Annotated in this window: 23 protein-coding genes; 14 read left to right on the top strand and 9 right to left on the bottom strand. The window is 54.0% G+C overall.

What is annotated here, in order from left to right:
• Nucleotides 1–6: 6 nt before the first annotated feature.
• The 3 genes from rnr to ACQZQY_RS02850 all read left to right on the top strand — a co-directional run bounded on the left by rnr (nucleotide 7) and on the right by ACQZQY_RS02850 (nucleotide 5146).
• Complete coding sequence (rnr, locus tag ACQZQY_RS02860; protein WP_414070393.1) at nucleotides 7–2505, top strand: ribonuclease R; 2499 nt, start codon at nucleotides 7–9, stop codon at nucleotides 2503–2505.
• Nucleotides 2506–2636: 131 nt separating this feature from the next.
• Complete coding sequence (gene rlmB, locus ACQZQY_RS02855; RefSeq protein ID WP_056782476.1) at nucleotides 2637–3380, top strand: 23S rRNA (guanosine(2251)-2'-O)-methyltransferase RlmB; 744 nt, start codon at nucleotides 2637–2639, stop codon at nucleotides 3378–3380.
• A 134-nt stretch (nucleotides 3381–3514) separates the two neighbouring features.
• Nucleotides 3515–5146 carry an isovaleryl-CoA dehydrogenase gene (locus ACQZQY_RS02850; protein WP_431296584.1) on the top strand — a complete coding sequence of 544 codons (1632 nt, stop codon included), beginning with the start codon at nucleotides 3515–3517 and terminating at the stop codon, nucleotides 5144–5146.
• Nucleotides 5147–5162: 16 nt separating this feature from the next.
• Here the strand turns inward: ACQZQY_RS02850 and bsmA are convergent, their stop codons facing one another.
• Both bsmA and ACQZQY_RS02840 read right to left on the bottom strand, forming a co-directional pair.
• The gene (gene bsmA / locus ACQZQY_RS02845) at nucleotides 5163–5474 is read right to left on the bottom strand and encodes a biofilm peroxide resistance protein BsmA (RefSeq protein ID WP_056782474.1); all 312 of its coding nucleotides are present in this window, start codon (nucleotides 5472–5474) and stop codon (nucleotides 5163–5165) included.
• 95 nt (nucleotides 5475–5569) lie between these two features.
• Entirely contained in the window at nucleotides 5570–7519 is a 1950-nt protein-coding gene (locus tag ACQZQY_RS02840; RefSeq protein ID WP_431296583.1) for a methyl-accepting chemotaxis protein, read from the bottom strand.
• Between the two features lie 279 nt (nucleotides 7520–7798).
• On the opposite strand from ACQZQY_RS02840, the gene yjfP reads away from it, so the two are divergent.
• The 5 genes from yjfP to rplI all read left to right on the top strand — a co-directional run bounded on the left by yjfP (nucleotide 7799) and on the right by rplI (nucleotide 10139).
• A complete protein-coding gene (yjfP, locus tag ACQZQY_RS02835) occupies nucleotides 7799–8548 on the top strand; it encodes an esterase (RefSeq protein WP_431296582.1) in 750 nt (249 codons plus the stop codon).
• 151 nt (nucleotides 8549–8699) lie between these two features.
• Nucleotides 8700–9092: a 30S ribosomal protein S6 gene (gene rpsF, locus ACQZQY_RS02830; protein WP_013573776.1), complete on the top strand. Its 393-nt coding sequence runs from the start codon at nucleotides 8700–8702 to the stop codon at nucleotides 9090–9092.
• 5 nt (nucleotides 9093–9097) lie between these two features.
• The gene (gene priB / locus ACQZQY_RS02825; RefSeq protein WP_072158217.1) at nucleotides 9098–9415 is read left to right on the top strand and encodes a primosomal replication protein N; all 318 of its coding nucleotides are present in this window, start codon (nucleotides 9098–9100) and stop codon (nucleotides 9413–9415) included.
• 4 nt (nucleotides 9416–9419) lie between these two features.
• On the top strand, nucleotides 9420–9647 hold the full coding sequence (gene rpsR, locus ACQZQY_RS02820) for a 30S ribosomal protein S18 (protein ID WP_004392491.1): 228 nt from the start codon (nucleotides 9420–9422) through the stop codon (nucleotides 9645–9647).
• A gap of 39 nt (nucleotides 9648–9686) precedes the next feature.
• Nucleotides 9687–10139 carry a 50S ribosomal protein L9 gene (gene rplI / locus ACQZQY_RS02815; protein WP_013573778.1) on the top strand — a complete coding sequence of 151 codons (453 nt, stop codon included), beginning with the start codon at nucleotides 9687–9689 and terminating at the stop codon, nucleotides 10137–10139.
• Nucleotides 10140–10269: 130 nt separating this feature from the next.
• Here the strand turns inward: rplI and ACQZQY_RS02810 are convergent, their stop codons facing one another.
• Nucleotides 10270–10980 carry a LysM-like peptidoglycan-binding domain-containing protein gene (locus tag ACQZQY_RS02810; RefSeq protein ID WP_056782470.1) on the bottom strand — a complete coding sequence of 237 codons (711 nt, stop codon included), beginning with the start codon at nucleotides 10978–10980 and terminating at the stop codon, nucleotides 10270–10272.
• Nucleotides 10981–11235: 255 nt separating this feature from the next.
• Between ACQZQY_RS02810 and fklB the strand changes: the two genes are divergently transcribed.
• Nucleotides 11236–11856: an FKBP-type peptidyl-prolyl cis-trans isomerase gene (fklB, locus tag ACQZQY_RS02805; protein WP_056782469.1), complete on the top strand. Its 621-nt coding sequence runs from the start codon at nucleotides 11236–11238 to the stop codon at nucleotides 11854–11856.
• Between the two features lie 64 nt (nucleotides 11857–11920).
• On the opposite strand, the gene ytfE is transcribed toward fklB, so the two are convergent.
• Nucleotides 11921–12586, bottom strand: coding sequence for an iron-sulfur cluster repair protein YtfE (gene ytfE / locus ACQZQY_RS02800; protein ID WP_056782468.1), 666 nt, complete (start codon nucleotides 12584–12586; stop codon nucleotides 11921–11923).
• A gap of 121 nt (nucleotides 12587–12707) precedes the next feature.
• A complete protein-coding gene (locus ACQZQY_RS02795) occupies nucleotides 12708–14657 on the bottom strand; it encodes a bifunctional 2',3'-cyclic-nucleotide 2'-phosphodiesterase/3'-nucleotidase (protein WP_414070397.1) in 1950 nt (649 codons plus the stop codon).
• 198 nt (nucleotides 14658–14855) lie between these two features.
• Here ACQZQY_RS02795 and cysQ point away from each other — a divergent pair, with 198 nt between their 5' ends.
• Complete coding sequence (gene cysQ, locus ACQZQY_RS02790; protein ID WP_056782466.1) at nucleotides 14856–15602, top strand: 3'(2'),5'-bisphosphate nucleotidase CysQ; 747 nt, start codon at nucleotides 14856–14858, stop codon at nucleotides 15600–15602.
• A 53-nt stretch (nucleotides 15603–15655) separates the two neighbouring features.
• On the opposite strand, the gene ACQZQY_RS02785 is transcribed toward cysQ, so the two are convergent.
• Nucleotides 15656–16213, bottom strand: coding sequence for a YtfJ family protein (locus ACQZQY_RS02785; protein ID WP_431296581.1), 558 nt, complete (start codon nucleotides 16211–16213; stop codon nucleotides 15656–15658).
• 311 nt (nucleotides 16214–16524) lie between these two features.
• On the opposite strand from ACQZQY_RS02785, the gene ACQZQY_RS02780 reads away from it, so the two are divergent.
• Entirely contained in the window at nucleotides 16525–16731 is a 207-nt protein-coding gene (locus ACQZQY_RS02780; RefSeq protein WP_056782464.1) for a DUF1107 domain-containing protein, read from the top strand.
• A gap of 111 nt (nucleotides 16732–16842) precedes the next feature.
• On the opposite strand, the gene ACQZQY_RS02775 is transcribed toward ACQZQY_RS02780, so the two are convergent.
• Entirely contained in the window at nucleotides 16843–18201 is a 1359-nt protein-coding gene (locus tag ACQZQY_RS02775; RefSeq protein ID WP_056782463.1) for a hemolysin family protein, read from the bottom strand.
• A gap of 240 nt (nucleotides 18202–18441) precedes the next feature.
• A complete protein-coding gene (msrA, locus tag ACQZQY_RS02770) occupies nucleotides 18442–19077 on the bottom strand; it encodes a peptide-methionine (S)-S-oxide reductase MsrA (protein WP_056782523.1) in 636 nt (211 codons plus the stop codon).
• A gap of 315 nt (nucleotides 19078–19392) precedes the next feature.
• On the opposite strand from msrA, the gene tamA reads away from it, so the two are divergent.
• The 3 genes from tamA to ACQZQY_RS02755 are packed head-to-tail and all read left to right on the top strand — an operon-like array spanning nucleotide 19393 to nucleotide 25266.
• Nucleotides 19393–21072 carry an autotransporter assembly complex protein TamA gene (gene tamA / locus ACQZQY_RS02765; RefSeq protein ID WP_221298267.1) on the top strand — a complete coding sequence of 560 codons (1680 nt, stop codon included), beginning with the start codon at nucleotides 19393–19395 and terminating at the stop codon, nucleotides 21070–21072.
• Nucleotides 21069–24884 carry an autotransporter assembly complex protein TamB gene (gene tamB / locus ACQZQY_RS02760; RefSeq protein ID WP_431296580.1) on the top strand — a complete coding sequence of 1272 codons (3816 nt, stop codon included), beginning with the start codon at nucleotides 21069–21071 and terminating at the stop codon, nucleotides 24882–24884. Before tamA ends, tamB begins: the two co-directional genes overlap by 4 nt.
• 31 nt (nucleotides 24885–24915) lie before the next feature.
• Nucleotides 24916–25266: a gamma-glutamylcyclotransferase family protein gene (locus ACQZQY_RS02755; RefSeq protein WP_122096280.1), complete on the top strand. Its 351-nt coding sequence runs from the start codon at nucleotides 24916–24918 to the stop codon at nucleotides 25264–25266.
• Between the two features lie 107 nt (nucleotides 25267–25373).
• Here ACQZQY_RS02755 and ppa read toward each other — a convergent pair whose 3' ends face one another.
• The gene (gene ppa, locus ACQZQY_RS02750; protein ID WP_056782459.1) at nucleotides 25374–25904 is read right to left on the bottom strand and encodes an inorganic diphosphatase; all 531 of its coding nucleotides are present in this window, start codon (nucleotides 25902–25904) and stop codon (nucleotides 25374–25376) included.
• Nucleotides 25905–26061: the final 157 nt, after the last annotated feature.

Below are 26061 nucleotides of genomic sequence, written 5' to 3'. Positions count from 1 at the left end.
ACCGCTATGTCACAAGATCCATTCCTGGAACGAGAAGCAGAAAAATACGACTCACCTATTCCCAGCCGTGAATTTATTCTGGAACACCTCGCGAAACGTGAAACACCAGCCAGCCGGGAAGAAATCGGTAACGAACTGAATCTGTCTGGTGAAGAGGCGCTGGAAGCCTTGCGCCGTCGACTGCGCGCCATGGAGCGTGATGGTCAGCTGGTCTTTACGCGCCGCCAGTGTTACGCACTGCCTGAACGCCTGGATTTGCTGAAAGGCACGGTCATCGGTCATCGCGACGGTTACGGATTCCTGCGCCTTGAAGGCGTGAAGAAAGATGACGTCTACCTGTCTGCTGAACAAATGAAAATGTGCATCCACGGTGACGTGGTACTGGCACAGCCGGTCGGCACCGACCGTAAAGGCCGCCGCGAAGCGCGCATCGTGCGTGTGCTGGTGCCGAAAATGAGCCAGATCGTCGGCCGTTACTTTACTGATGCCGGCGCCGGTTTTGTCGTCCCGGACGACAGCCGTCTGAGCTTCGATATTCTGATCCCCTCCGACGCCATCAATGGTGCGCGCATGGGATATATGGTCGTGGTCGAGCTGACTCAGCGTCCGACCCGCCGTACCAAAGCGGTCGGTAAAATCGTCGAAGTGCTGGGCGATAAAATGGGTACCAGCATGGCGGTGGATATCGCACTGCGCACCCATGAAATTCCGCACGTCTGGCCGCCGCAGGTTCTGAAACAGGTCGAAGATCTGAGTGAACAGGTACCGGAAGAAGCGAAAAAAGGCCGCGTGGATTTACGCAGTCTGCCGCTGGTCACCATCGATGGTGAAGATGCCCGCGATTTCGATGACGCCGTGTACTGTGAGAAAAAACGTGGTGGCGGCTGGCGTCTCTGGGTGGCGATTGCTGACGTCAGTTATTACGTCCGCCACGGCACTGCGCTCGACGATGAAGCACGCAGCCGCGCGACGTCTGTGTATTTCCCGTCGCAGGTTGTCCCGATGCTGCCGGAAGTGCTGTCTAACGGCCTGTGTTCCCTGAACCCGCAAGTGGACCGTCTGTGTATGGTCTGTGAGATGACTATCTCTGCGCAGGGCAAGCTGACCAGTTCTAAATTCTATGAAGCGGTGATGAGTTCTCATGCCCGTCTGACGTACAACAAAGTCTGGCGCATCATTGATGGTGACGAAGAGCTGCGTGAGCAATATTCGCCGCTGGTCAAACATCTGCAAGAACTGCATACCATGTACAAAATGCTCGATCAGGCGCGTGCCGAGCGTGGAGGTATCGCCTTCGAAACCGAAGAGGCGAAGTTCATTTTCAACGCCGAACGTCGTATCGAACGTGTTGAGCCCACTGTGCGTAACGACGCACACAAACTGATCGAAGAGTGCATGATCCTCGCTAACATCGCGGCGGCGCGTTTTGTTGAAAAACATAACGAACCCGCGCTGTTCCGTGTTCATGACCGTCCAAGCGATGATCACATCTCCGCGCTGCGAAGCGTGCTGGGTGAACTGGGTCTGGTGATGGGCGGCGGCCTCAAGCCTGAGCCGAAAGATTATGCCCAGATTATGGATGAACTGGCGGATCGTCCTGACCGCGAAATGCTGCAAACTATGCTGCTGCGTTCGATGAAACAGGCGATTTACGATCCGGAAAACCGGGGTCACTTCGGTCTGGCGCTGGCGTCATACGGCCACTTTACGTCGCCAATCCGACGTTATCCGGATCTGGCATTGCATCGCGCAATCAAATATCTGCTGGCGAAAGAGCACGGCACACTGAAAGAACGCTGGACGCCAACCGGTGGCTGGCACAGTGATTATGAAGACATGTTGCAGCTGGGCGAGCATTGTTCGATGGCAGAACGCCGCGCCGACGAAGCCACCCGCAACGTGGCTGACTGGCTGAAATGCGACTTTATGCAGGATCACGTCGGTGAAGTCTTTACCGGCACTATCGCCAGCGTGACCGGTTTTGGTTTCTTCGTGCGTCTGAACGATCTGTTCATCGACGGTCTGGTACACGTCTCCTCACTGGACAACGATTATTACCGTTACGACAACATCGGACAGCGTCTGGTGGGCGAATCTTCCGGCGCGGTTTACCGCCTGGGTGATACGGTTGAAATTCGTGTTGAAGCCGTGCATATGGACGAGCGTAAAATCGACTTCGCTCTGGTTTCCAGCACCCGTAAAGCACGTGGTGAAGGCAAAACTGCCCGCGATCGCGCGAAAAACGGAGGGGAGCGCTCCATGCGTTCCACGGCGCCCGCCAATGCAGGACGTCGTCGCACAGGCAAGAAAGGCGCTAACTTCGAGCCGGACAGCGCGTTCCGTAAAGACGATGCGAAGCCTGCTAAGCCGAAGAAAGAAAAAGCGGTGAGCGCAGTCGGTAAAGACGGCAAGCCGAAGAAAGCTAAAAAGCCTTCTGACCAGACGCAGAAAATCGCTTCCGCGACCAAAGCTAAGCGCGCGAAGAAAAAACCGGCGCAAAGCTGACGGTCACGCGTCTGCACTAACGGGCGGTCATTTATTCACTGATGCTTTTTTCAGTCGATGATAGAATCGCCCGCAATCCTTCGTTACATTGCGGACAGCATGCTGTCCGCAAGTCTATTTTAAAGAGCATCATGAGCGAAATTATCTACGGTATTCATTCCGTTAAAGCTTTACTCGACAACGATCCGCAACGCTTTCTGGAAGTTTTCATTCTGAAAGGCCGCGATGATAAACGTCTGAAACCGCTGATCGACGAACTGGAAGCCAGCGGGATTGTTATTCAGGTCGCGAACCGTCAGTGGCTGGATGAAAAATCCGAGGGCGCCGTACACCAGGGGATTATCGCCCGCGTCCGTGAAGGCCGTCAGTATCAGGAAAACGACCTGCCAGCGCTGCTGGAAAGCCTCGAATCCCCGTTCCTGCTGGTCCTGGACGGCGTGACTGATCCGCATAACCTCGGTGCATGTCTGCGTACCGCAGATGCGGCCGGTGTTCACGCGGTGATCGTTCCCCGTGACCGTTCTGCCAAACTGAACGCGACCGCCAAAAAAGTCGCCAGCGGTGCGGCTGAAAACGTGCCGTTGATCAATGTGACCAACCTGGCGCGCACGCTGCGTGTTTTACAGGAGCACAATGTCTGGATTGTCGGTACCGCCGGTGAAGCCGATCACGACCTGTATCAGAGCAAAATGACCGGCCCGATGGCGCTGGTGATGGGTGCAGAAGGTGAAGGTATGCGTCGTCTGACCCGTGAACATTGCGATGAGTTGATCAGTATTCCGATGGCGGGCAGCGTGTCTTCACTGAACGTCTCTGTGGCGACCGGCGTCTGTCTGTTCGAAGCCGTGCGCCAGCGCGGTCTGAAGAAGAGCTGATTTCAGTTTCTTTAGCTGTGTCTTCAACGGGAGCCTTCGGGCTCCCGTTTGCATTCCTGTCTTTGTGATCTGCCCGCCTGTTAATTCCCCGATTTTTACCATACTGATGCCATGTCCTTTAAAAGGAGCAGGCGATGAACTGGGAAACACACCGGGTTTTCAATCAGCCCAAACCGTTGAGCAACAGCAATTTATTCCTCTCTGATACTCCGCTTCGTGAGTCTGTTATGCGGCATCAGGCCGGATGGGACGCCGATGTGCTGGCCTCTCTAGGGCAGCAGTTAGGTTCCGCGGAGTCGCTCGAGCTTGGCCGGCTGGCCAATGCCAATCCGCCCGATCTTCTGCGATATGACACCACCGGCGAGCGGATCGATGATGTGCGTTTTCATCCGGCGTGGCATTTGCTGATGCAGGGGTTAATCGCTAACCGCGTACACAATCTGCCGTGGCAGGAAGATGCGCGAATCGGTTCGACGGTGTCGCGCGCTGCGCGGTTTATTCTCCATGCGCAGGTTGAGGCCGGAACGCTTTGCCCGGTGACCATGACTTACGGCGCTGTCCCTCTGCTACAAGAATATTTACCCGCAGAATTTCGTGGCTGGATGAAACCGTTGTTATCCGACCGCTACGATCCGCATTTGCAACCCGGCGATCAGAAAAAAGGCGTGCTGATCGGCATGGGCATGACGGAAAAACAGGGCGGGTCGGATGTGATCAGCAACACCACGCGGGCGAGCGCGCTGGAAGGACGGGGCAGCGGAAAACCCTATCATCTGGTCGGGCATAAATGGTTTTTCTCGGTGCCGCAAAGTGATGCGCATCTGGTGCTGGCGCAGGCCGATGGCGGGCTTTCCTGCTTCTTTCTGCCGCGTGTATTGCCGGACGGCGAGCGCAACGCCGTGCGGATTGAGCGCCTGAAAGACAAACTGGGCAATCGCTCCAACGCCAGCAGCGAAGTGGAGTTTCAGAATGCCACCGGCTGGCTGCTGGGCGAAGAGGGCGAAGGGGTCCGCCATATCCTGAAAATGGGCGGTCATACGCGCTTTGACTGCGCGCTGGGCAGCCACGCCATGATGCGGCGGGCGCTGTCGGTGGCGTTATACCATGCGTTTCAGCGTCAGGTTTTCGGCAAGCCGCTGATCGAACAACCGCTAATGCGCCAAACGCTGAGCCGCATGGCGCTGCAACTGGAAGGGCAAACCTTGTTGCTGATGCATCTCGCCGCCGCTTCGGGTGAACAAAATCACTCCGCCGGACAGTTGCTTTGCCGGTTGCTGACGCCCGCCGCAAAATTCGAGATCTGTCGTCAGGGCATGCCTTTTGTCGCCGGGGCGATGGAAGTGCTGGGTGGGATTGGGTATTGCGAAGACAGCGAGTTGCCGCGTTTGTACCGTGAAATGCCCGTCAACAGCATCTGGGAGGGCTCGGGCAACATTATGTGCCTCGATGTATTACGTACGCTTCGCAAGCTGCCAGCCAGCGGAGAGATGCTGCAACAGCTGCTGCATCAGGCGCGGGGACAAAACCGGGTATTCGATCGCGCCGCCCGTCAGTTTCTGCAACGCCTGCGCCAGCCGGATGAAGCGCAGGGCCGGTGGCTGACCGGCCAGTTATGTCAGTTGCTGACGGCGACGCAGATGCTGGAATTTGCATCACCGCCGATGGCCGATGCCTGGTGCCGGATGGTGCTCGATCCGCGCGGCGAAACGTTGCTGCCGGAGCGGTTGTGTCAGTTGCTGATCAACCGGGCAATTGGCGCAGAGTAGGGCTGAAACCGGCGTCTCAACGGTAAAGCGTGGCCTGGGAATACCAGCGTCCGGGCACAATGGTTTCACTGTTAAACATGATGACGTAATAGCGTGCGCCCGCTTCATCGGCTTTGCGCTGAATTTCTGCTTCTGCATCCATCGGGCTGCCAATGACATCTGCGGTGATACTGCCGATTTTGGTCAGTGTGGACGTTTGAGCACGGGTGATTTCCTGCGCGTTGGCCGCTGGCGCTGGCGGAGGAACCGGCGTGGTTTTCATCAGGTTACTGCAACCGCTAAGCGCTGCCAGTAAAAGCAGCGCGGCAGGGATTCGGAGGGATTTCATCGTGATATCCGGTAAAAGGGCGATAGCGTAAGTGTAGCCCTTTCACCGGTCTGCTGGCGAGTTTGCGCGGCGTTTATTGCCGCGCCCTTCACGTCCTAACGTTCGGAAATCTTAAACACGCTGACCAGTTGAGAAAGATGGCGGCCCTGTTCACTGAGCGCGGCGGCCGTTTGCTGGGAGTTTTCCACCAGCGTGGCGTTCTCCTGCGTCGCTTTGCCGATCTGCATGATGGCGATGTTCACCTGAGAAATCCCTGACGACTGTTCGTGCGAAGCGATATCAATGTCGCTCATCAGCACTTTTACCTGACGGATCCCCTGCAGGATATGGTTCATGTTCGACTGGGTTTTGGCCGCACTCAGATGGCCTTCTTCCACTTTACTCAGGGAATCTGCCACCAGATTTTCAATCTCTTTCACCGCATTCGAACTGCGCTGTGCCAGTGCCCGGACTTCTGATGCCACCACGGCGAAGCCGCGCCCGTGCTCACCGGCACGCGCGGCTTCCACGGCAGCGTTCAGCGCCAGAATGTTGGTCTGGAAGGCGATGCCCTCAATGACCGTGGTAATGGCCGCGATACGGGTGGAAGCGTGCCGGATAGCTTCCATACTTTCAACGGACTGATCTACCGCATCGGCGCCGACGGTGGCGGCTTTATCGGTCTGTTGCACCAGCCGGGTGGCCTGTGTGGCGTTATCCGCCGTGTTCTGAACCGTGGCGGTGATCTGCTCCATGCTGGCCGACGTTTCTTCCAGGCTGCTGGCCTGAGTGCCGATCTGCTGGTTTATCTGATCGCTGTCTGAGGAGAGCGCCTGCGTGTTGTGCATGATTTCAGATGACACCTGACGCACTTCGCCGACAATTTTCTCCAGTCCGTGTCCGATGCCGTCGATGGCGTGCATCAGCGCACCAATTTCGTCAACGCGCCGGGTTTGTGCCCGCGCACGCAGATCGCCGCTGGCATACTGCTGAGCGATGTGGACGACGTCGCTGAGTGGACGGCTGACCAGCTTACGCGTCAGCCAGATAAACAGTGCGGCAAAACAGGCCAGCGCCAGCAGGCTTATCATCAGGAAATGGTTACGCGTGCGGGTCACCTGTTCCATCAGGCTGTCTTTGTCCGTGCTGCCGACCACCACCCAATGCCAGGCGGGGACATTGGCATAAACGATAAATTGCTGATGCTGACTGGTGGCGTCGGTGTATTCACGTTCACCGCGCGATTGCGACATCACCTGTTCCAGCACGCCCTCTGGCCATGCCGGGGTTTTTCCTTCCTCGGTGGCATGAACCAGATATTTCCCCAGATCCTTGCCCGGCGCGCTGTTAAGCACGAAGAAATAGCCCTGCTCGCCGATGCGTTTGGAGAGGATCTTCGCCCGCATGTCCGCGTATTCTGACGTGATATCCACGCCCACAAACAGAATGCCAATCACGCTGCCTTGCGCATCGCGTACCGGCTGATATTTAGTGATGTATTTTTTGCCGAACAGCGTCGCCAGCCCGCTGAAGGATTCGCCTGCCATGATTTTTGCATAAGCCGGGCTGGTGTTGTCGAGCAAGGTACCGATGGCGCGGGTGCCGTCCTGTTTTTTGAGGGACGTCGTCACGCGGATGAAATCATCACCACGGCGGGCGAAAATGGTGGAAATCGCGCCGGTGCGCGCCAGAAAATCATCAGGGATTTTACTGTCCAGATTCAGCGGATTGCCGCCCGCTTTGATAACCGGTGCAGACTGGTCGCCGATCATCACCGGGTTGCCGGTATCGAGTTCAAAATTTTCCGGCAGGAAATGGCTGAACAGGCGCGTATAACTGTCCACTTCGGCGTTCAGACTGGCGTTGTACATTTCTATCATGTCCACCACGCCGGTCACCTGCTCGGAAATGGCGTTAACCGCCAGTTCATTGACCTGCCTGCCGGCGGAATGCGTCAGTGACAAGGTGAAAATAATAAATAAGAGGCCGACCAGCAGGGAGGCGAAACTTGCCAGTTTTGCCCCTATGCTCCATCGGCGAAATGAGCGTTTTGATGCCGTTTTCATGGGGTTTCCCGTTAGTTTTCGATAGCGCACTAACGGCGTAAAAACGGAAAGGATTAATGATCAAATGTAACCACTTATTTCAATAAAAATTGATCTGAATCAATGAAATAATTATGAATGTATGAATTTGAATTAAAGCTGGTGAGAAGAATATGGCCGATGTGAAGTAACCGGTTATAAATCATACGAAAAAGGTTGTAGTCGCCGGTTTTCAGACCCGTAGAATGTCGGTTCGCACTGAGGCCGACATTTTTTTCCATATGCGCAGGGGAAGTTACGATGGTTGAGATGTATGAAGAGAATATTGAAGGGATCCAGGTGATTCATGCCGTGCCTGCCGGACAGTATCAGCAGCAGCTTCCGACAATTTTTTTCTATCACGGCTTTTTATCCTCCAAAGAAATGTACTCGTATTTCGGCTATACGCTGGCGAAGGCGGGTTTTCGCGTCATTCTGCCGGATGCACTCATGCACGGTGCCCGTGCAGAAAGTGACGAAGCCAAATGCGTGGCCCATTTCTGGCGTATTTTACAAAACAACGTCGAAGAGCTGGCGATGCTGAAGGCATTGTTTGTCGGACGCGGTCTGGCGGATCCGCAACGCCTGGGCGTCGGCGGGGTATCGATGGGCGGAATGACCACCATGGCCGCGCTGGTGAAATACCCGTGGGTGAAGGTTGCGGCAAACCTGATGGGGTCGGGCTACTTTTCGCGTTTATCACACCATCTTTTCCCTGCATTTACCGCCGGTGATACAGCACAGCGCAACGTTTTTGAACGTGATGTTGCTCCGCTACTTAGCCTGGATGTCACCGGTAAAACGGCATTATTCGCCGATAAACCGCTGTTTGTCTGGCACGGCGAGCAGGACGACGTGGTGCCGTTTGGCGAAAGCCTGCGGTTGCAACAGGAACTGGCTGCCGGCGAAGCGACCGCCAATCTGACCTTCATTTCTGAGTCTGAGGCGAAGCATAAAGTCACGGTGCACGCACTGTCAGAAGCCACCGCTTTCTTCGCTCAAAAGCTGTAGAGAAATTAATCTGCCTTTCTCCTTGAGTTTCACAGTGGCTGTACATATAATTGCGCGTCATTTTTTCGACCGCACACATAACACGTTCCTTGCTTCCATGGGCCGCGGTTGACCCTGACAGGAGGCTGAATAATCCGTAAGGAGCAATTCTATGCGTCATTACGAAATCGTATTTATGGTACACCCTGACCAAAGCGAACAGGTTCCGGGCATGATCGAGCGTTACAGTGCAGTAATCACTAACGCTGCTGGTCAGATTCACCGTCTGGAAGACTGGGGCCGCCGTCAACTGGCTTACCCGATCAACAAACTGCACAAAGCTCACTACGTTCTGCTGAACGTTGAAGCCCCGCAGGAAGCGATCGATGAGCTGGAAACAAACTTCCGCTTCAACGACGCCGTTATCCGTAGCATGGTTATGCGTACTAAACACGCGGTAACTGAAGCATCTCCAATGGTTAAAGCGAAAGACGAACGTCGTGATCGTCGTGAAGATTTCGCTGAAGCTAATGATGATGCTGAAGCTGGGGATTCTGAAGAGTAATTGCCGTGACGGCGAATCGTCTGGTGTTGTCCGGCACAGTGTGCAAGACCCCCATTCGTAAAGTCAGTCCTTCGGGCATTCCTCACTGCCAGTTCGTGCTAGAGCACCGCTCGCAGCAGCAGGAAGCCGGATTTAACCGACAAACATGGTGCAGAATGCCTGTGGTTGTCAGTGGACAAGCGTCACAAGCATTAACTCACAGTATAACGGTCGGCACGCAACTCACTGTTTCTGGATTCATTAGTTGCCATCAAGGGCGCAATGGACTGAACAAAGTGGTGTTACATGCCGAGCAGATTGAATTGATAGATTCTGGAGACTAGCCTAATGGCACGTTATTTCCGTCGTCGCAAGTTCTGCCGTTTCACCGCGGAAGGCGTTGTAGAGATTGATTACAAAGATATCGCTACGCTGAAAAACTACGTTACCGAAAGCGGTAAAATTGTCCCGAGCCGTATTACCGGTACTCGTGCAAAATACCAGCGCCAGCTCGCTCGTTGTATCAAGCGCGCTCGCTACCTTTCTTTGTTGCCATATACTGATCGTCATCAGTAATAGGCCACTGTCCATAAACGACTTTGAGAGGTTAAGGTAATGCAAGTTATTCTGCTTGATAAAGTAGCAAACCTGGGCAGCCTGGGTGATCAAGTTAACGTTAAAGCGGGCTATGCTCGTAACTTCCTGGTACCACAGGGCAAAGCTGTTCCTGCTACCAAGAAAAACGTTGAGTTCTTCGAAGCACGTCGTGCTGAACTGGAAGCCAAACTGGCTGACGTTCTGAACGCTGCTGAAGCTCGTGCAACTAAAATCAACGAACTGGGTTCAGTCACCATCGCGTCTAAATCAGGCGACGAAGGCAAACTGTTCGGCTCTATCGGTACTCGCGATATTGCTGATGCAGTGACTGCAGCTGGCGTTGAAGTTGCAAAAAGCGAAGTTCGTTTGCCGAATGGCGTTCTGCGTACCACTGGTGAACACGAAGTTGAGTTCCAGGTACACAGCGACGTATTCGCTAAACTGAATGTCGTTGTGGTTGCTGAAGCGTAATAACGCTGAAGTTAACCCTGAGACGCCGGCCTAGTGCCGGCGTTTTGCTTTTCTGCGTCAGGGAATGCTGAGCCCACAAGCATTAAGAACGGGCGGAGTATTTCAGAGGCGAACCCTTTACTGAATTCACTCAGTTTTCGCGCTGAAAACTGCCGTCTGACTGACGGGTAAACGTCACGGTGACGTTCTGTTCGGTCGTGACCTGCAATGCCTTCACCACACCCTGAGCATCACGCTGTATCTTCACTTCCTGTCCGGTTTTCAACGTACTCAGCGGTTTCTCCGCGCCCTCTACCCGCGCCATAGAAAACACATCATTCACAGCCATATTGTTATCGCGGAACAGCTGCGCCAGCGTCTGGCCAGACTGCACCTGATAGCTACGCCATGTGCCGCCGTTGTCATTACTCTGCGGCTGCACAGGTTCCGGCTGCGCCATTTGCGTGGTACGGCCCTGATCGTTGCGCAAATCGGCCTGCATCGGGATGCTGGTCGGCTGTTGCGGTTGTGACGGCGCGTAAGTATTTTCCGGCGTATACGGCCACAGCAGTGCCAGAAGAATGACCAGCACAGCCAAAATAATACCGCGACGATGTGGGTAAGGGAGTGGCGACATCCAGTGGAAGCCGTCGCTTATGTGCCAGATCCTGCTCAGCAACGTTTTGCCTCTGGTTGCAGCAGACGTTCCGGTTTCAGTTTCAGCAGAAGTGATTTCACTTTCGCTTTCGCTCTGCGGTGCTGTCGTGTCTCGCATCGGCCTTTTCATAATGGCAATCCAGGATCTCAACATGGGTTGATAAATACGGATGGCTTTCCTTCTCCTGGGCGGGATTCTGCCCATGACGACCTCTCTTGTTAACTGTCGCATTTTCGACTGTCTGTTGCTGCCTAGTATAGCTGTTTAACTGCTTGATGCGGAAAGGGACAAAGCATAAATATCATCCAAACGATGCGCTAAATGGCGTCAAATGCGAAAAATTTATCGAAAAGTGGGATGAACTGCGCCCGCCGTCATGTTGGCTCACAGAGGATTTTACCCAAAAGCTTTGCGCTGCTATGCTGCGCCTTCGACATTTTTAAGAGCTAAGGAAAATTCATGACTACCCCTTCATTTGACAGCGTAGAAGCGCAGGCAAGTTACGGTATCGGCCTGCAGGTCGGTCAACAGTTGCAGGAATCAGGTTTGCAGGGCTTAGAGCCTGACGCACTGCTGGCAGGCTTACGCGACGCGCTGGAAGGGAATACGCCAGCCGTTCCTGTTGACGTGGTTCACCGCGCACTGCGTGAAGTCCATGAACGTGCTGATGCTGTTCGTCGTGAACGTCAGGAAGCACTGGCTGTTCAGGGTCAGGAATTCCTGGCTCAGAACGTACAGCGCGAAGGCGTGAGCAGCACCGAGTCCGGTCTGCAATTCTCTGTGATTACCCAGGGCGAGGGCGCTATTCCGGGCCGTCAGGATCGTGTACGCGTTCACTACACCGGTAAACTGATCGACGGTACTGTCTTCGACAGCTCCGTACAGCGTGGCGAACCGGCTGAATTCCCGGTTAACGGCGTAATCGCAGGCTGGATCGAAGCACTGACCCTGATGCCGGTGGGTTCTAAGTGGGAGTTGTACATCCCTCATAACCTGGCTTACGGCGAGCGTGGCGCAGGTGCGTCCATCCCGCCATACAGCGCGCTGATCTTCGAAGTTGAGCTGCTGGAAATTCTGTAATTCTCTGCAGATACCAGAAATGAAAAGGGCGCTAATGCGCCCTTTTTTACGTCCGGAATTCGGCTTATTCGCCACGCAGCGCGCGCGGGAACAGCAGGTTATTCTCCAGATGGATATGCTCCATCAGGTCGGTGATGAATTCGTTAATCCCGGCGTACAGCGCCCGCCACGTCACACAGGCGCCTTCCGGCGGCGTCACGTTATTGGTCAGACGTTTAATCTCTTCCAGAATGAGCCCCGCATCATCATGTTCACGTTCCATCACTGAAATCGGACCGGCAGCCTGACGGCCCATTCCGCCACGGATCATCGGGAACAGGATCTGCTCTTCTTTCATCATGTGGCTGGTCAGTTCTTCGAGGATCAGTTGCAGCTGAACCGCCAGACCGTGCGGGCAAGGCGCTTTATCGCCATGGACCTTTTCCACTTTCTCTGCCATCAGCACCAGTTCAGGCAATTCCTGACGGTGACGATCGTGGTAGCGCGGAATAATGAAATCGATGATCTGCGCCAGCGGAGCGGTTTTCCAGTCGGTTGAAGTATCCGGCAGTTGGGCAATCTCAGCAATTTGCTGCTCGATAAGATCGATATCCAGATCTTTTTTAGTGACGGCGCGTAACAGCGTTTGCTTACCGCCACAGCAGAAATCGAGATCGTACTGACGGAACAGACGGGTAGCGCGTGGAATGGCAACAGCCAGAGCGCCAAGGGGTTGGTCGCGATAGTCCATGATGAAGCCTCGTTAAATGAAAGAATCTATAACATGCATTATAAATACATGTTTAAAGCGAAGCTATAGCTCAAAGGAAGTACAGAAAGAAAAAACGCCCCGCAGGGCGTTTGAAGGCGCGTTATTTTTGCAAATCGACCTGATAAATCTCGAAGCCAATAGCGTCTGTGCCTTTCGCGGTCAGCGGATACTGAGCATGAGACTTAATGAAAGCCGCGGCTTTGTCACCCGGCGAGGTTTCGAAGCGGATATCCAGCGGTTGCGGGGCCTTGAGGGTTGCCAGCTTCCAGTTGTTGTCCGCCGTCGGGGTGACCGCGCCAGCTTTTTTGGTTTCAGCACTGATGTAGGCGGCGACAACGGAACGGTTTTCATCCGGTGATGCGAAAGCAATGTGCTTATCGCCGGTACCCGCAAATTTCCCGCCGTAAGCCCGGTAGTTATTCGTCGCGACCAGGAAGGTGGCCTTCAGATCAATCGGCTTGCCGTTGTAAGTCAGATTTTTGATGCGTTCGGCATCTTTGTTGACCAGCGTGCATTCACCGTCAAATTTCGCAGGCTGGCTGACATCAATCTGATAATTCACACCGTCGATGACGTCGAAATTATAGGTACGGAAACCGTCCCAGTTAATCAGCGACTGCGGTTTGGTGCTGTTCAGGTCAATCTGATTAAACTGCCCGGCGGAACATTCCAGCCAGTCTTTCACTTCCTGCCCGGTGACTTTCATCACCACCAGCGTGTTCGGGTACAGATACAAATCTGCCGCGTTACGGAAGGTCAGCTCGCCTTTTTCCACTTCGACGAAGCTGGCCGGATCGTTTTTACGTCCGCCGACTTTAAACGGCGCTGCTGCCGACAGCACCGGCAGATCGGCTAAATCGGGGTCGCCCTGAATGAAGTGTTCGGTATAGGCTTTTTGCGCATTATTGACGATCTGCACCGTCGGGTCGTCCTGCACCAGCGCCAGATAGCTGTACATATTGTCGGTAGATTTACCGATCGGCTTGCTGACAAATTCACGCGTGGCGTCATGAGAAGGGGCGAGCACTTTCACCAGATCCTGATCTTCCGCCGCCAGTGATTTTTTCTGTTCTTTATCGTAAATCGGCCGCGCCTCGGCTTTGGCGGTTTCGACTTTCCAGTTGCCGCCGTCGTTACTGAGCACCATATCGACGACGCCCAGATGGTCGCCCCACATGCCCGGCATCACGGCAGGCACGCCGTTGAGCGTACCTTGTTTGATATCTGCCCCTTTGATGCTGGCGAATTCCTCACTCGGGAAAACAGCATGCGCATGGCCGAACATGATGGCGTCGATGCCTTTTACCTGGCTCAGGTAATAGACCGAGTTTTCCGCCATCGTTTTGTAGGGATCGCCCGACAGGCCGGAGTGCGGGATGGCGACAATAATGTCGGCACCCTGTTTACGCATTTCCGGGATCCACTTTTTGGCGGTTTCGGTGATATCTGCCACGGTCACTTTGCCCTGCAGATTGGCTTTATCCCAGACCATGATCTGCGGTGGCACAAAACCGATGTAACCAATGCGCAGATTATGGGTTTTGCCGTCGCGGTCTTTTACTGCGTTGTCGGTGATCAGGAACGGCGTGAACAGCGGTTTCCCGGTTTTATCGTCGATGACGTTAGCATTCACGTAAGGGAATTTCGCGCCAGCCAGCGCTTTTTTCAGATAATCAAGACCGTAGTTAAATTCATGATTGCCGAGGTTACCGACCGCATAATTCAGCGTGTTCATGGCCAGATACACCGGATGCACATCGCCTTCTTTCAGGCCTTTTGCCGCCATGTAATCGCCCAGCGGGCTGCCCTGAATGATGTCGCCGTTGTCGACTAACACGGAGTTGGTGACTTCGTTACGCGCCGCGTGGATCAGGCTGGCAGTACGCACCAGCCCAAACTTCTCGGTCGGTTTATCTTTGTAGTAGTCGAAGTCCATCATGTTGCTGTGCAGATCCGTGGTTTCCATGATGCGCAGATCCACCTGTGACGCCTGAACGGATGCCGCCGTCAGTGTCGCCAGCAGGGATAACGTCAGATGACGCGTATTCATTGCCTTGCCTCCAGAGAAAAAGATGATGCCCGGAATAAAAAACCGGATATGTATCTCAAAATTTGCTGAGAATGTAATCAGTTGTCATAAATAAATGTGAGATGTAACAACTTTATGAATCCTTAGCATGACGGGATGGCTATTCAGGACAAAAAAAACTAGGCTTGAGAAATGAGTATCAAAGCCCTGAGGTAAAAGATGTTAGAGCAAATTTGTCAGCTGGCGCGTGATGCAGGCGATGCGATCATGGCGGTCTATGACGGCGAGCAGCCGCTCGACGCACGTCAGAAAAAAGATGATTCCCCGGTGACGGCGGCTGATATTGCCGCGCATGATGTGATCAAAGCCGGCTTGCAACAGCTGGATCCGCACACGCCCATGCTCTCGGAAGAAGATCCGCAAAGCTGGAGTGAACGTCAGAACTGGACGCGTTACTGGCTGGTTGATCCGCTGGATGGCACCAAAGAATTTCTCAAACGTAATGGCGAGTTCACAGTGAACATCGCGCTTATCGAAGACGGCGTGCCGGTGCTCGGCGTGGTCTATGTGCCGGTCACGAAAGTGATGTACAGCGCGGCAGAAGGAAAAGCCTGGAAAGAAGATCAGGGTCAGCGCCGTCAGATTCACGTCAGCGAAGCGCATCCGCCGCTGGTTGTGGTGAGCCGTTCACATTACGACAACGATCAGGAACTGAAAGACTATCTGGCCCAGCTGGGTGAACATCAGACGGTTTCTGTCGGTTCCTCCCTGAAGTTCTGCCTGGTTGCCGAGGGCTCGGCACAACTTTATCCGCGTTTCGGGCCAACGAACATTTGGGATACCGGAGCCGGACATGCGGTTGCCATTGCCGCGGGTGCAAAAGTGAATGACTGGACAGGGCAGACGCTGCTGTACACGCCGCGCGAATCGTTCCTGAATCCGGGCTTCCGCGTTTCTCTGTTCTGACGCAGGCCCGCACTGTTCCTGCCCCGGCCTGCGTGCCGGGGTTTTTTATGCTGTTATTCTTTGACCAGTTGATCGACCAGCGTAATCACCTGCTGAACTTCCTGCGGCGACAGCTGCCCGTCTTTGGCGAATTTAATCACCCCGTTTTTATCCAGCACAGCGACAGCGGAGCTTTCCGGTTGCAGCTGCCACGCCTTTTTCACCACGCCGTTACTGTCGACGATGATCTGCGACCACGGGAATTGCCGCTTACCGCTCTCAATACTTTTACGCACGAACAGACTGGTGCCGATTATCGCGTCATCAATGTTGACGATGGTCGTGGTCTGGTAGCGGTCGTGCGGCAGATTCGCCGCCCTGATGGCCTCAATAAGTGGCTCGTTCAGCGCCTTTGCACTGCTTCTGCCCGCCATATGCTGCACGATACGTACTTTTCCCGGCAATCTGGCGCTGTTCCATTTGCTGTAGCTGAAGGTGTCATTCACGTCATTCAGCTCGCCTTTGTCGTCGACGCCGACCGGTGCCAGACGCTGGCCAACCGTAAAGTTATGGGCTGAGGCAAAAAGCGAAAATGTCATAAAACTGATCACACACAGACTTTTTAAAAGCATAGATTCTCCGGGGCACAAAAGGGCAGACCTGCTCATCATAGGATCGCTCAAGTGGTCTGTCCTGTTGGCTTGTTAAATTTGTGTTGCTGGTTACAAAATTGACACATAGAGCAGGGTTATACTGCCAAGTAGTGTCAGGGATTAAGACAATACTGAAAAGCAATGTAAAAGCAGTTAAATACACTGGCAATACCTGAGTGCCCTGCTATGTTATATGTCTCATCACTGCAAATGTTCCTTTTCTGTTCCGGTATCTGTCGCCTTGCGACGTGGCCGGCGCATGCAGTGATTTAACGGAGAAAAGTAGAAAAATGAGAATCTTTCAGCGTTACAATCCGATGAAAGTCGCAAAGTACGTTAAGACACTGTTTCGTGGACGTTTGTACATCAAAGACGTCGGCGCTTTTGAGTTTGACCAAGGCAAAATTTTATTGCCAAAGGTTCGTGATAAGCGCCATTTTAGCGTGATGTCTGAAGTTAACCGTCAGGTTACGCATTTGCAGACAGAAATGGGTTAAACGCCCTGCGCGTAGTCGCTGCCCCCACTGGCGCAGCAGGCGCAAAAAAAACGGCCCCTCTGAAAGGGGCCGTTCGTGTTTCTGGTATCCGGAATATTGCGCGGGGATGTTTTATGAAGACTGCGCCTGCGCTTTCTTCTCGTCTTTGATCTCCTGCGGCGTTTTCGGCAGCAACGGAGTCACGGGCTGATCGACAATACGTGTCACCAGCAGCTGATCAATCTTGTAGCTGTCGATATCGACCACTTCAAATTTGTAGCCTGAGAATTTCACAAAGTCCGTACGCTTAGGAATTTTACGCAGCATAAACATCATGAAACCGCCGATGGTTTCGTAATTACCTGCCTGCGGAAATGCTTCAATGTGCAGCACGCGCATCACGTCTTCGATTGGCGTACCGCCTTCAATCAGCCACGAGTGCTCGTCACGGGCCACAATCTGCTCTTCCATACCCTGGCCGACCAGATCGCCCATCAGCGTGGTCATCACGTCATTGAGCGTGATGATGCCGACCACCAGGGCGTATTCATTGAGGATCACCGCGAAGTCTTCACCGGCGGCTTTAAAGCTTTCCAGCGCTTCCGACAGCGTCAGTGTGTCAGGCACGATCAGCGCGTTGCGGATCTGCACGCCGCTGCTCAGCATTAAACTCTGATTACCCAGCACACGGTTCAGTAAGTCTTTGGAATCGACGTAACCCACCACCTGATCGATATGGCCGTCGCAGACCAGGAATTTGGAGTGCGGATGCGTCGAGATTTTTTCTTTGATGCTTTCTTCGCTTTCGCGCAGATCGAAGAAGATGACGCTTTCACGCGAGGTCATGGAAGAGGGAACGGTACGCGATTCCAGCTCGAACACGTTTTCAATCAGCTCGTGCTCCTGTTTACGTAACACACCGGCCAGTGCGCCGGCTTCCACCACTGCATAAATATCGTCAGAGGTGATGTCGTCGTTACGCACCATTGGCAGTTTAAACAGGCGGAAAATCATGTTCGCCATGCCGTTGAAGAACCACACCATCGGGCGGCACACCAGCAGGCAGAAACGCATCGGGTTGACTATACGGACCGCAACCGACTCAGGTGAAATCATACCGATGCGCTTCGGAGTGAGGTCAGCGAACAGAATAAACAGACTGGTGACCAGGACGAAGGAACAGATAAAGCTGATTTGATCCGCCATTTCCGGCGACATAAAGCGAATGAAAAAGGACTGGAACGCAGGGGAGAAAGCGGCATCGCCGACAATACCACCGAGGATGGCAACGGCATTTAGGCCGATTTGTACCACGGTGAAGAACAGGCCAGGGGTTTCCTGCAGTTTCATGACGCGGGAGGCATTGACGTTTCCTTCGTCTGCCAACTGTTTGAGTTTTATCTTTCGGGACGCGGCCAGCGATATCTCAGAAAGCGAGAAAAAGGCACTGATCGCGATGAGTAAGAGAATCAGTAAGATACTGTTTAACATAATCTATCCGTTTAACACCGGTATGAACCAGCAGGGAAAGGCACGTATTATTTTTGTTGCTTATTTATTGCTTAACTCAACATCGTTTTACTAACAGATTAAAAGTCGGTTCAGAAGAAAGAAGCATTAAGGATGAAAAAACAAAGATAATTGCCAGAAATAGTTTTAATAGGCCACATTTGTGACCCGCATAGTATAGCAGCAGCACTGAGACTGCCGCCAGCGCTTAAAAATCCCGCATTATTGCGGTGGCAGACAGACGCCGATACCGCCTAAACCGCAGTAGCCTTCCGGGTTTTTAAACAGGTATTGCTGATGATCGTCTTCGGCGTAATAGAACGGCAGGGCTTCGCTGATTTCGGTCGTGATGGTGCGTTTGTCGTTCGCCTCGTCCATCGCCTGCTGGAAGCTCGCCAGACTGGCCAGAGCCTGATCCTGCTGCGCCGCGCTCAGCACATACAACGCCGAACGATACTGAGTGCCGATATCACCCCCCTGACGCATGCCCTGTGCCGGATCGTGATTCTCCCAGAAGATCTGCAACAGCTTCGCGTAGCTGATAACGGAAGGATCGAAGACCACGCGCACCACTTCCGCATGGCCGGTCTGGCCGGTGCAGACTTCGCGGTAGGTCGGGTTAGGCGTAAAACCGCCACTGTAACCGGCCGCCGTGCTGTGAACCCCTTCCAGTTGCCAGAACAAACGCTCCACACCCCAGAAGCATCCCATCGCAAAAAGAGCGACTTCCATATTGTCAGGAACATATGTCATCGAATGACCATTCACGGCGTGAGTGGTTGCCACAGGCATAGGGGTTGTTCTGCCAGTCAACGCATCTTCTTGATTAACCACATGCGTTTTGTCGGAAAGTTGCACCACAGGAGACTCCATTTGTTGCATTAGTGAACAAAATTAGTAACAGACATTAGTGACCAACGGGTCACTCTTAGTTGTATCTGATTGCGTCTTTGCACACAATACGAGGAACGTTGCGCCGTCGTTGAACATTTTCAGAAGATTGGCACTAAACTGCCTTCATCAGACATTAGAAAGAGGAATCTGCCAAAGATGGGCGGATTTTCTCCGGCGGGCATCTGATATTTTAACAGGACAGCAAAATTAGCAGGAGTGCGTGTGCCACGATATCGTGAACTGGGTTTGTTATGTGTACTGCTCGCCCCCTCACTTTCCATGGCAGCGAAAGTGCGTTTGCAGCTGGAAGGCCTGGATGGCGATCTGGAAAAAAACGTCCGTGTGCGTTTATCGTCAATAGAAAGTGATGAAGTCGGCGCAAACGGGCGGTTTCGTGCGCGCGTCAGTGCCGCGATTGAACAGGGGCTGCGGCCACTGGGCTATTATTCCCCGACGATTGATTTCGACTACCGTGAGACGCCCCCGCCGGGACGTCCGGTGCTGATTGCCAAAGTGACGCCGGGCACACCGGTTAAAATCGCGGGCACCACCGTGGTGATCACCGGCCAGGCGGATAAAGATAATGAATTCGAACAACTGAAGAAAACTCAGGTTCCCGCCGTGGGCACCATTCTGAACCACGGAACCTACGAGCATTTTAAAAGTTCCCTTACCGGTGTGGCACTGCGCAAAGGGTACTTTGATGCCAACATGTTGAAAAGCCAGCTGGGCGTCATCGAAGATGAGCATAAAGCGTTCTGGGATATCCAGTTCGACAGCGGCCAGCGTTACCGCTTTGGCGATGTGCATTATCAGGGCTCGCAAATCCGTGATGATTACCTGCAAAATCTGGTGCCTTTCCATAAAGGGGATTATTACACCTCCGCCCAGCTGGCCGAGCTGAACCGCCGTCTGTCTGCCACGGGCTGGTTTAATTCCGTCGTGGTTTCCCCGGATTTCACCGATGCTAAAGCCAGTAAAACATTACCGCTGAACGCCTTAGTCTCGCCGCGCACCGAAAACACCATCGAGACGGGTGTCGGCTATTCGACGGATATCGGGCCGCGTGTGACGGCCAACTGGAAAAAACCGTGGGTGAACGATCGCGGCCAGAGCTTTGAAACCTCGACCACGCTGTCCGGCCCGGAACAGTCTTTAGATCTCAGCTATAAAATTCCGCTGCTGAAGTCACCTCTCGAACAATATTATCTGGTTCAGGGCGGCTTCAAACGTGAAGACCTCAACGACACCAATTCGGACTCCACCACGGTGAATCTGGCGCGCTACTGGGATCTTTCCAGCGGCTGGCAACACGCGGTGAATCTGCGCTGGAGCCTTGACCACTTTACGCAGGGCAGTGTCACCAACACCACGATGCTGATTTATCCGGGCGTCAGCCTCAACCGTACGCGTCAGCGCGGCGGCCTGATGCCAACCTGGGGCGACTCTCAACGTTATTCGCTGGATGTATCGGACACTACCTGGGGCTCCGACGTCGATTTCGCCGTGGTTCAGGCGCAAAACGTCTGGATCCGTACGCTGGAAGAGAAACACCGCTTCGTTATGCGCGGCAATCTGGGGTGGATCGAAACCAACGATTTCGAACGCGTACCGCCATCGCTGCGCTTCTTTGCCGGTGGCGATCGCAGTATTCGCGGCTACAAATACAAATCAATCTCTCCGCGCGATGATGAAGGCAAACTGACCGGTGCGTCCTATCTGGGCACCGGCTCGCTGGAATATCAGTACAACGTCACCGGAAAATGGTGGGGAGCGGTCTTTGTCGATTCCGGCGAAGCGGTAAATGACATCACGAAAAACGATTTCAAAACCGGCGCGGGTGTGGGTGTGCGCTGGGCTTCACCGATCGGTCCGGTGAAATTAGATGTCGCCGCGCCGGTTGGCGATAAAGATGAGCATGGATTGCAGTTTTACATCGGCCTGGGTCCGGAATTATGAGTTTATTTAAGAAAATCTGCCTGGGAACCTTAATCTTCCTGGTGCTGCTGATTGGCCTGGTGGCCTTCCTGATCGGTACGCAAACCGGTCTTCATCTGATGATCAACGGCGCCAACCGGTTCGTGCCGGGGCTGAACATCGCCAGTACTGAAGGCGGATGGCGCGACCTGACGCTGAAAGGCGTGCATTACGAAATGCCGGGTGTGGATGTGAAAGCCGGGGAGTTTCATCTCTCCCTCGATTTCTCCTGCCTGAAAAACAGTGCGTTATGTGTGAATGCGCTGCGGGTAAAAGACGTCAACGTGGTGGTGAACACCAAAGAAATGACGCCCGCTCAGCCACAGCCTGAACCAGAAAACAGCGAGCCGCTGACCAATCTCAGTACGCCGTATCCCATCACGCTGCGCGTCCTGACCCTGGAAAATATCAACGTAACCCTGGATGACCGCGCCATTTCTCTGGCGTCATTTCGGACCGGTGCGCACTGGGAAGGCCGTGCGATTCAGCTGATGCCAACAAATATTGGCGGATTACTGATCGCGTTGCCGAAAACACCGGTCAATCCGTTGCCGGAGGTGGTGCAGGCCGCGCAGGACAAAGCGGTGGAAAAAGCCACCGGTAAACCGGCGGAACCTGCGGTCGTCGTGCCGGAAAAACCGCTGGGTGAGACGCTTCAGGAACTGTTTGCTAAACCCCTGCTGCCTGAGTTACCCGATTACCGGCTGCCGGTTGATCTCGATATTCAGCAGATTGTCGGTGAAAACCTGCGTCTGACCGGTGATACCGATGTGCTGATCACCCGTTTCGAATTAAAGGCCAGTACGCAGGATCAGGTTGTCAGGTTAGACAAATTACAGATCCGCTCGCCGCAGGGCACGCTGGACGGGACCGGGCAGGCGACGCTGAATCAAAACTGGCCGGTGGACATGACCATCAACACCGCCATGAATGTCGATCCGCTTAAAGGCGAGAAGGTCAAACTGAAGGTCGCGGGCGGTTTGCGTGACAAACTCGACGTTGGCCTCAATCTCTCCGGGCCTGTACGTGCGCAGCTGGCGTTGCAAACCCAGCTGGCGGAAGCCGGTTTACCCCTTAATCTGAAGCTGACCAGTGACGCTTTGCAGTGGCCGCTGACCGGTACGCCGCAGTACCAGGTGAAAGGCTTTACATTTAACGTCAGCGGAAAAGCGACCGATTACACACTGTCGCTGCGTTCTGATTTCAAAGGCGATCAGATCCCGCCCGCCACGCTGACCCTTGACGGCAAAGGTAACGTGGAGCAGTTCAACCTGACGCTGCTGCGTCTGGCAGCGCTGCAAGGCAATACCGATCTGACCGGCGTGGTGGACTGGAGTAAAGCCATCAGCTGGAACAGCCAACTGACGCTGACCGGCATTAATACTGCCAAACAGTATCCGGACTGGCCGGCGAAGTTGCAGGGTAAAATCACCACGCGCGGCAGCCTGTATGGCGGCACATGGCAGGTGCAGGTACCGGTACTGGATCTGAGCGGTAACGTGAAACAAAACGCCGTCAAAGCGCAGGGTAATGTGCGCGGAAACAGTTACGGTCAGTGGGATATTCCACAGCTTCACCTCGAACTGGGGCGCAACAATCTGGATGTGAAAGGCAAGCTCAGCGATACCTGGGATCTGGATGCCAAAGTGGATGCGCCACATCTGGATGGCGCCTTGCCGGGGCTGGGCGGCGTGGCGAAAGGGATGCTGCAACTGCGCGGCGATCTGAAAGCGCCGAAGCTGCTGGCGGATCTGACCGCAACGGGGCTGAAATGGCAGGCACTGACCGTCCGCCGCGTTGACGTCAAAGGCGATGTCAGCTCCACCGATCAGATTCAGGGCAATCTGGCAGTGCGCGTGCAGCAACTGAAACAGGACGCGCTGGATATCTCCGATATCAGTCTGGACGCCAAGGGTAACGAAAAACAGCATCAGCTGACGCTGAAAGTCGAGGGTAAACCCGTTTCCGGGCGTCTGGCGCTGAAAGGCAGTTTTGACCGCGCGACCGAGGAATGGAAGGGCACCGTCGATAACACGTTGTTCGATACGCCGGTCGGCGAATGGCGTCTCAACCGGACGATCGCACTGGAGTATTTCAACAAAGAGCAACGAATCACCGTGGGGCCGCATTGCTGGCAGAACCCGAACGCCAGTCTTTGCGTGCCGAAAACCATTGATGCCGGTGCCAGCGGGCAGGCCAGCGTGGTGCTTAACCGCTTTGATCTGGCGATGGTTAAACCCTTCCTGACCGATGACACGCAGCTCAGCGGCGTTTTCACCGGTAAGGCCGATGTGAGCTGGAAAGCAGAGGGTGGATTGCCTCAGGCCAGCGTCTCGCTGGTGGGCAAGGGCGTGAAAGTACAGCAACTGGTGCAGGGAAGTCCGTTGCCGGTGGCGTTTGACACGCTAAACCTGAATGCCGGTCTTAATAATGGCCGTGCGACGCTGGACTGGCTGATCAAGATTGCCAATAACGGCCAGCTGGACGGCAGTATTCAGATTGCCGATCCGCAGGGGAAACGTAATCTGACCGGCAACGTCAATATTACCCGCATCTCGATGGCGCTGTTGCAGCCAGCCCTGATGGACGGAGAAAAGGCGTCCGGCATCCTGAACGCGAATCTGCGACTGGGAGGCGACGCACAGAAACCGCAGGTGTTTGGCAAACTGGCGTTGAGCGGCGTCGATTTCGACGGTCAGTTCATGCCGTTTGATATCACCGACGCGAACATCAATATCAATTTCAACGGCATGTCATCGCTGATGGAAGGGGTGATTAAAACGGCGCACGGCCAGCTGGAGCTTAACGGCAACGCCGACTGGAGCGAGCTGAACGCCTGGCGCGCCCGCATTGCCGCACGCGGCGATCGCGTGCGGGTGTCGGTGCCGCCGATGGTGCGTCTCGACGTCTCGCCGGATCTGGTGTTTGATGCCACACCGCAGCTGTTCTCGCTGAACGGTTCGGTGGATATCCCCTGGGCGCGCATCACGGTGCAGGAGTTGCCGGAAAGTGCGGTCGGGGTTTCATCAGATGAGGTGATGCTCAACGATCAGCGTCAGCCGATTGAACCTGTGTCAGCGTCAATTCCGATCAACAGCAACCTGATGGTGAATATCGGCAAAGATGTGCGTCTGGATGCGTTCGGTCTGAAAGCCCGGCTTGAAGGGGCGTTGAAAGTGGCGCAGGACAGTCGCGGTCTGGGGCTGAATGGGCAGATTAATATTCCTTCGGGCCGGTTCCATGCGTACGGGCAGGACTTAATTGTGCGTAAAGGCCAGTTACTGTTCTCCGGTCCGGCGGATCAGCCACTGCTGAATCTGGAAGCGATTCGTAATCCGGAAGCGACAGAAAACGACGTTGTGGCCGGTTTACGGGTGACCGGCGAGGCCGATGCACCGAAACTTGAGATATTCTCAGATCCGGCGATGTCACAGCAGGAAGCCTTGTCCTACCTGCTTCGCGGGCAGGGATTAGACAATTCTGGCGGTGACAGCGGCGCAATGACCTCAGCTCTTATCGGGTTGGGGGTTGCGCAAAGTGGTAAACTTGTGGGTAAAATCGGCGAGGCGTTTGGTGTCAGCAATCTGGCACTGGATACTCAGGGCGTGGGAGACAGTTCCCAGGTGGTGGTCAGTGGTTATGTTTTACCGGGTTTACAGGTGAAATATGGTGTCGGGATCTTCGACTCACTGGCAACACTCACTTTACGCTACAGGTTGATGCCGAAGCTCTATCTGCAGGCGGTATCGGGCATCGATCAGGCCTTGGATTTGCTCTATCAGTTTGAGTTTTAATTCATGTGACTTTTACTATACGAATATAAACATGCGAATAATTGTTTACGGTAGTCTGCGACGCAAGCAAGGCAACAGTCATTGGATGACTAACGCTCAATGGCTGGGTGACCATGAGCTGGAAGGGTATGCGCTCTATAATCTGGGGCATTACCCTGCTGTGATTCCAGGGGAAGGAAAGGTCTACTGCGAAGTTTACCGCATAAACTCGTCTATCTTAGCCGAGCTGGATGAACTGAAAAGTAATACAAAAGATTATCGTCGCGAGCTGATTTCGACGCCGTACGGCAGTGCCTGGATTTATCTCTACATTCGCTCACTGGATGGTGTGCCGAGAATAGAGGGTGGCGACTGGGTAAAGCGTAACGATGCAGCAGAGTGAGTAATCTGAGCAAGGTCGTCTAAAAATAAACGTTGTGTTTCAACGCGTAATACATAAAAAAACACCGCCATCTGGCGGTGTTTTTTTTCGTCCGAACAGCGAAAAACTTATTTGTTTTTAGCGCGTTCGAAAGAAGCCACGATTTCAGCTTTTGCAGCAGCAGCGTCAGCCCAACCGTCAACTTTTACCCATTTGCCTTTTTCCAGCGCTTTGTATTGCTCGAAGAAGTGGGTGATCTGGCCGCGCAGCAGTTCTGGCAGGTCGTTCACATCCTGGATGTGATCGTATTCTTTGCTCAGTTTAGTGTGCGGAACCGCAACCAGCTTCGCATCTTCACCCGCTTCGTCGGTCATTTTCAGCATGCCAACCGGACGGCAACGGATCACAGAACCCGGTTGCAGTGGGTAAGGCGTTGGCACCAGAACGTCAACCGGGTCGCCATCCAGAGACAGAGTGTGGTTGATGTAGCCGTAGTTGCACGGGTAGAACATCGCTGTAGACATGAAACGGTCTACGAACAGTGCGCCGGTGTCTTTATCTACTTCGTATTTGATCGGATCAGCATTTGCCGGGATTTCGATAACAACGTAGATATCTTCTGGCATATCTTTGCCAGCAGGTACATTCAGTAAGCTCATGGTTGGTTTCCTTCATTGAACCAGGAATAGAGTGCCGCACATTATAGCCAAGTCTCCCGTGATTTCCCGCCCTTTTCACCGAATGTCGCTTTCCAATTTTTCCGCATGACCTGCTGTTGCGAACCTGCAAAAACTTCAGGTTCGGCACTAAAATTTA

The organism is Rahnella sp. PAMC25559 (assembly GCF_050632365.1).
Taxonomy (GTDB): domain Bacteria; phylum Pseudomonadota; class Gammaproteobacteria; order Enterobacterales; family Enterobacteriaceae; genus Rahnella; species Rahnella rivi.
Note: the sequence above shows the minus strand (reverse complement) of the source record. Positions and strands in the feature narration are given on the sequence as shown.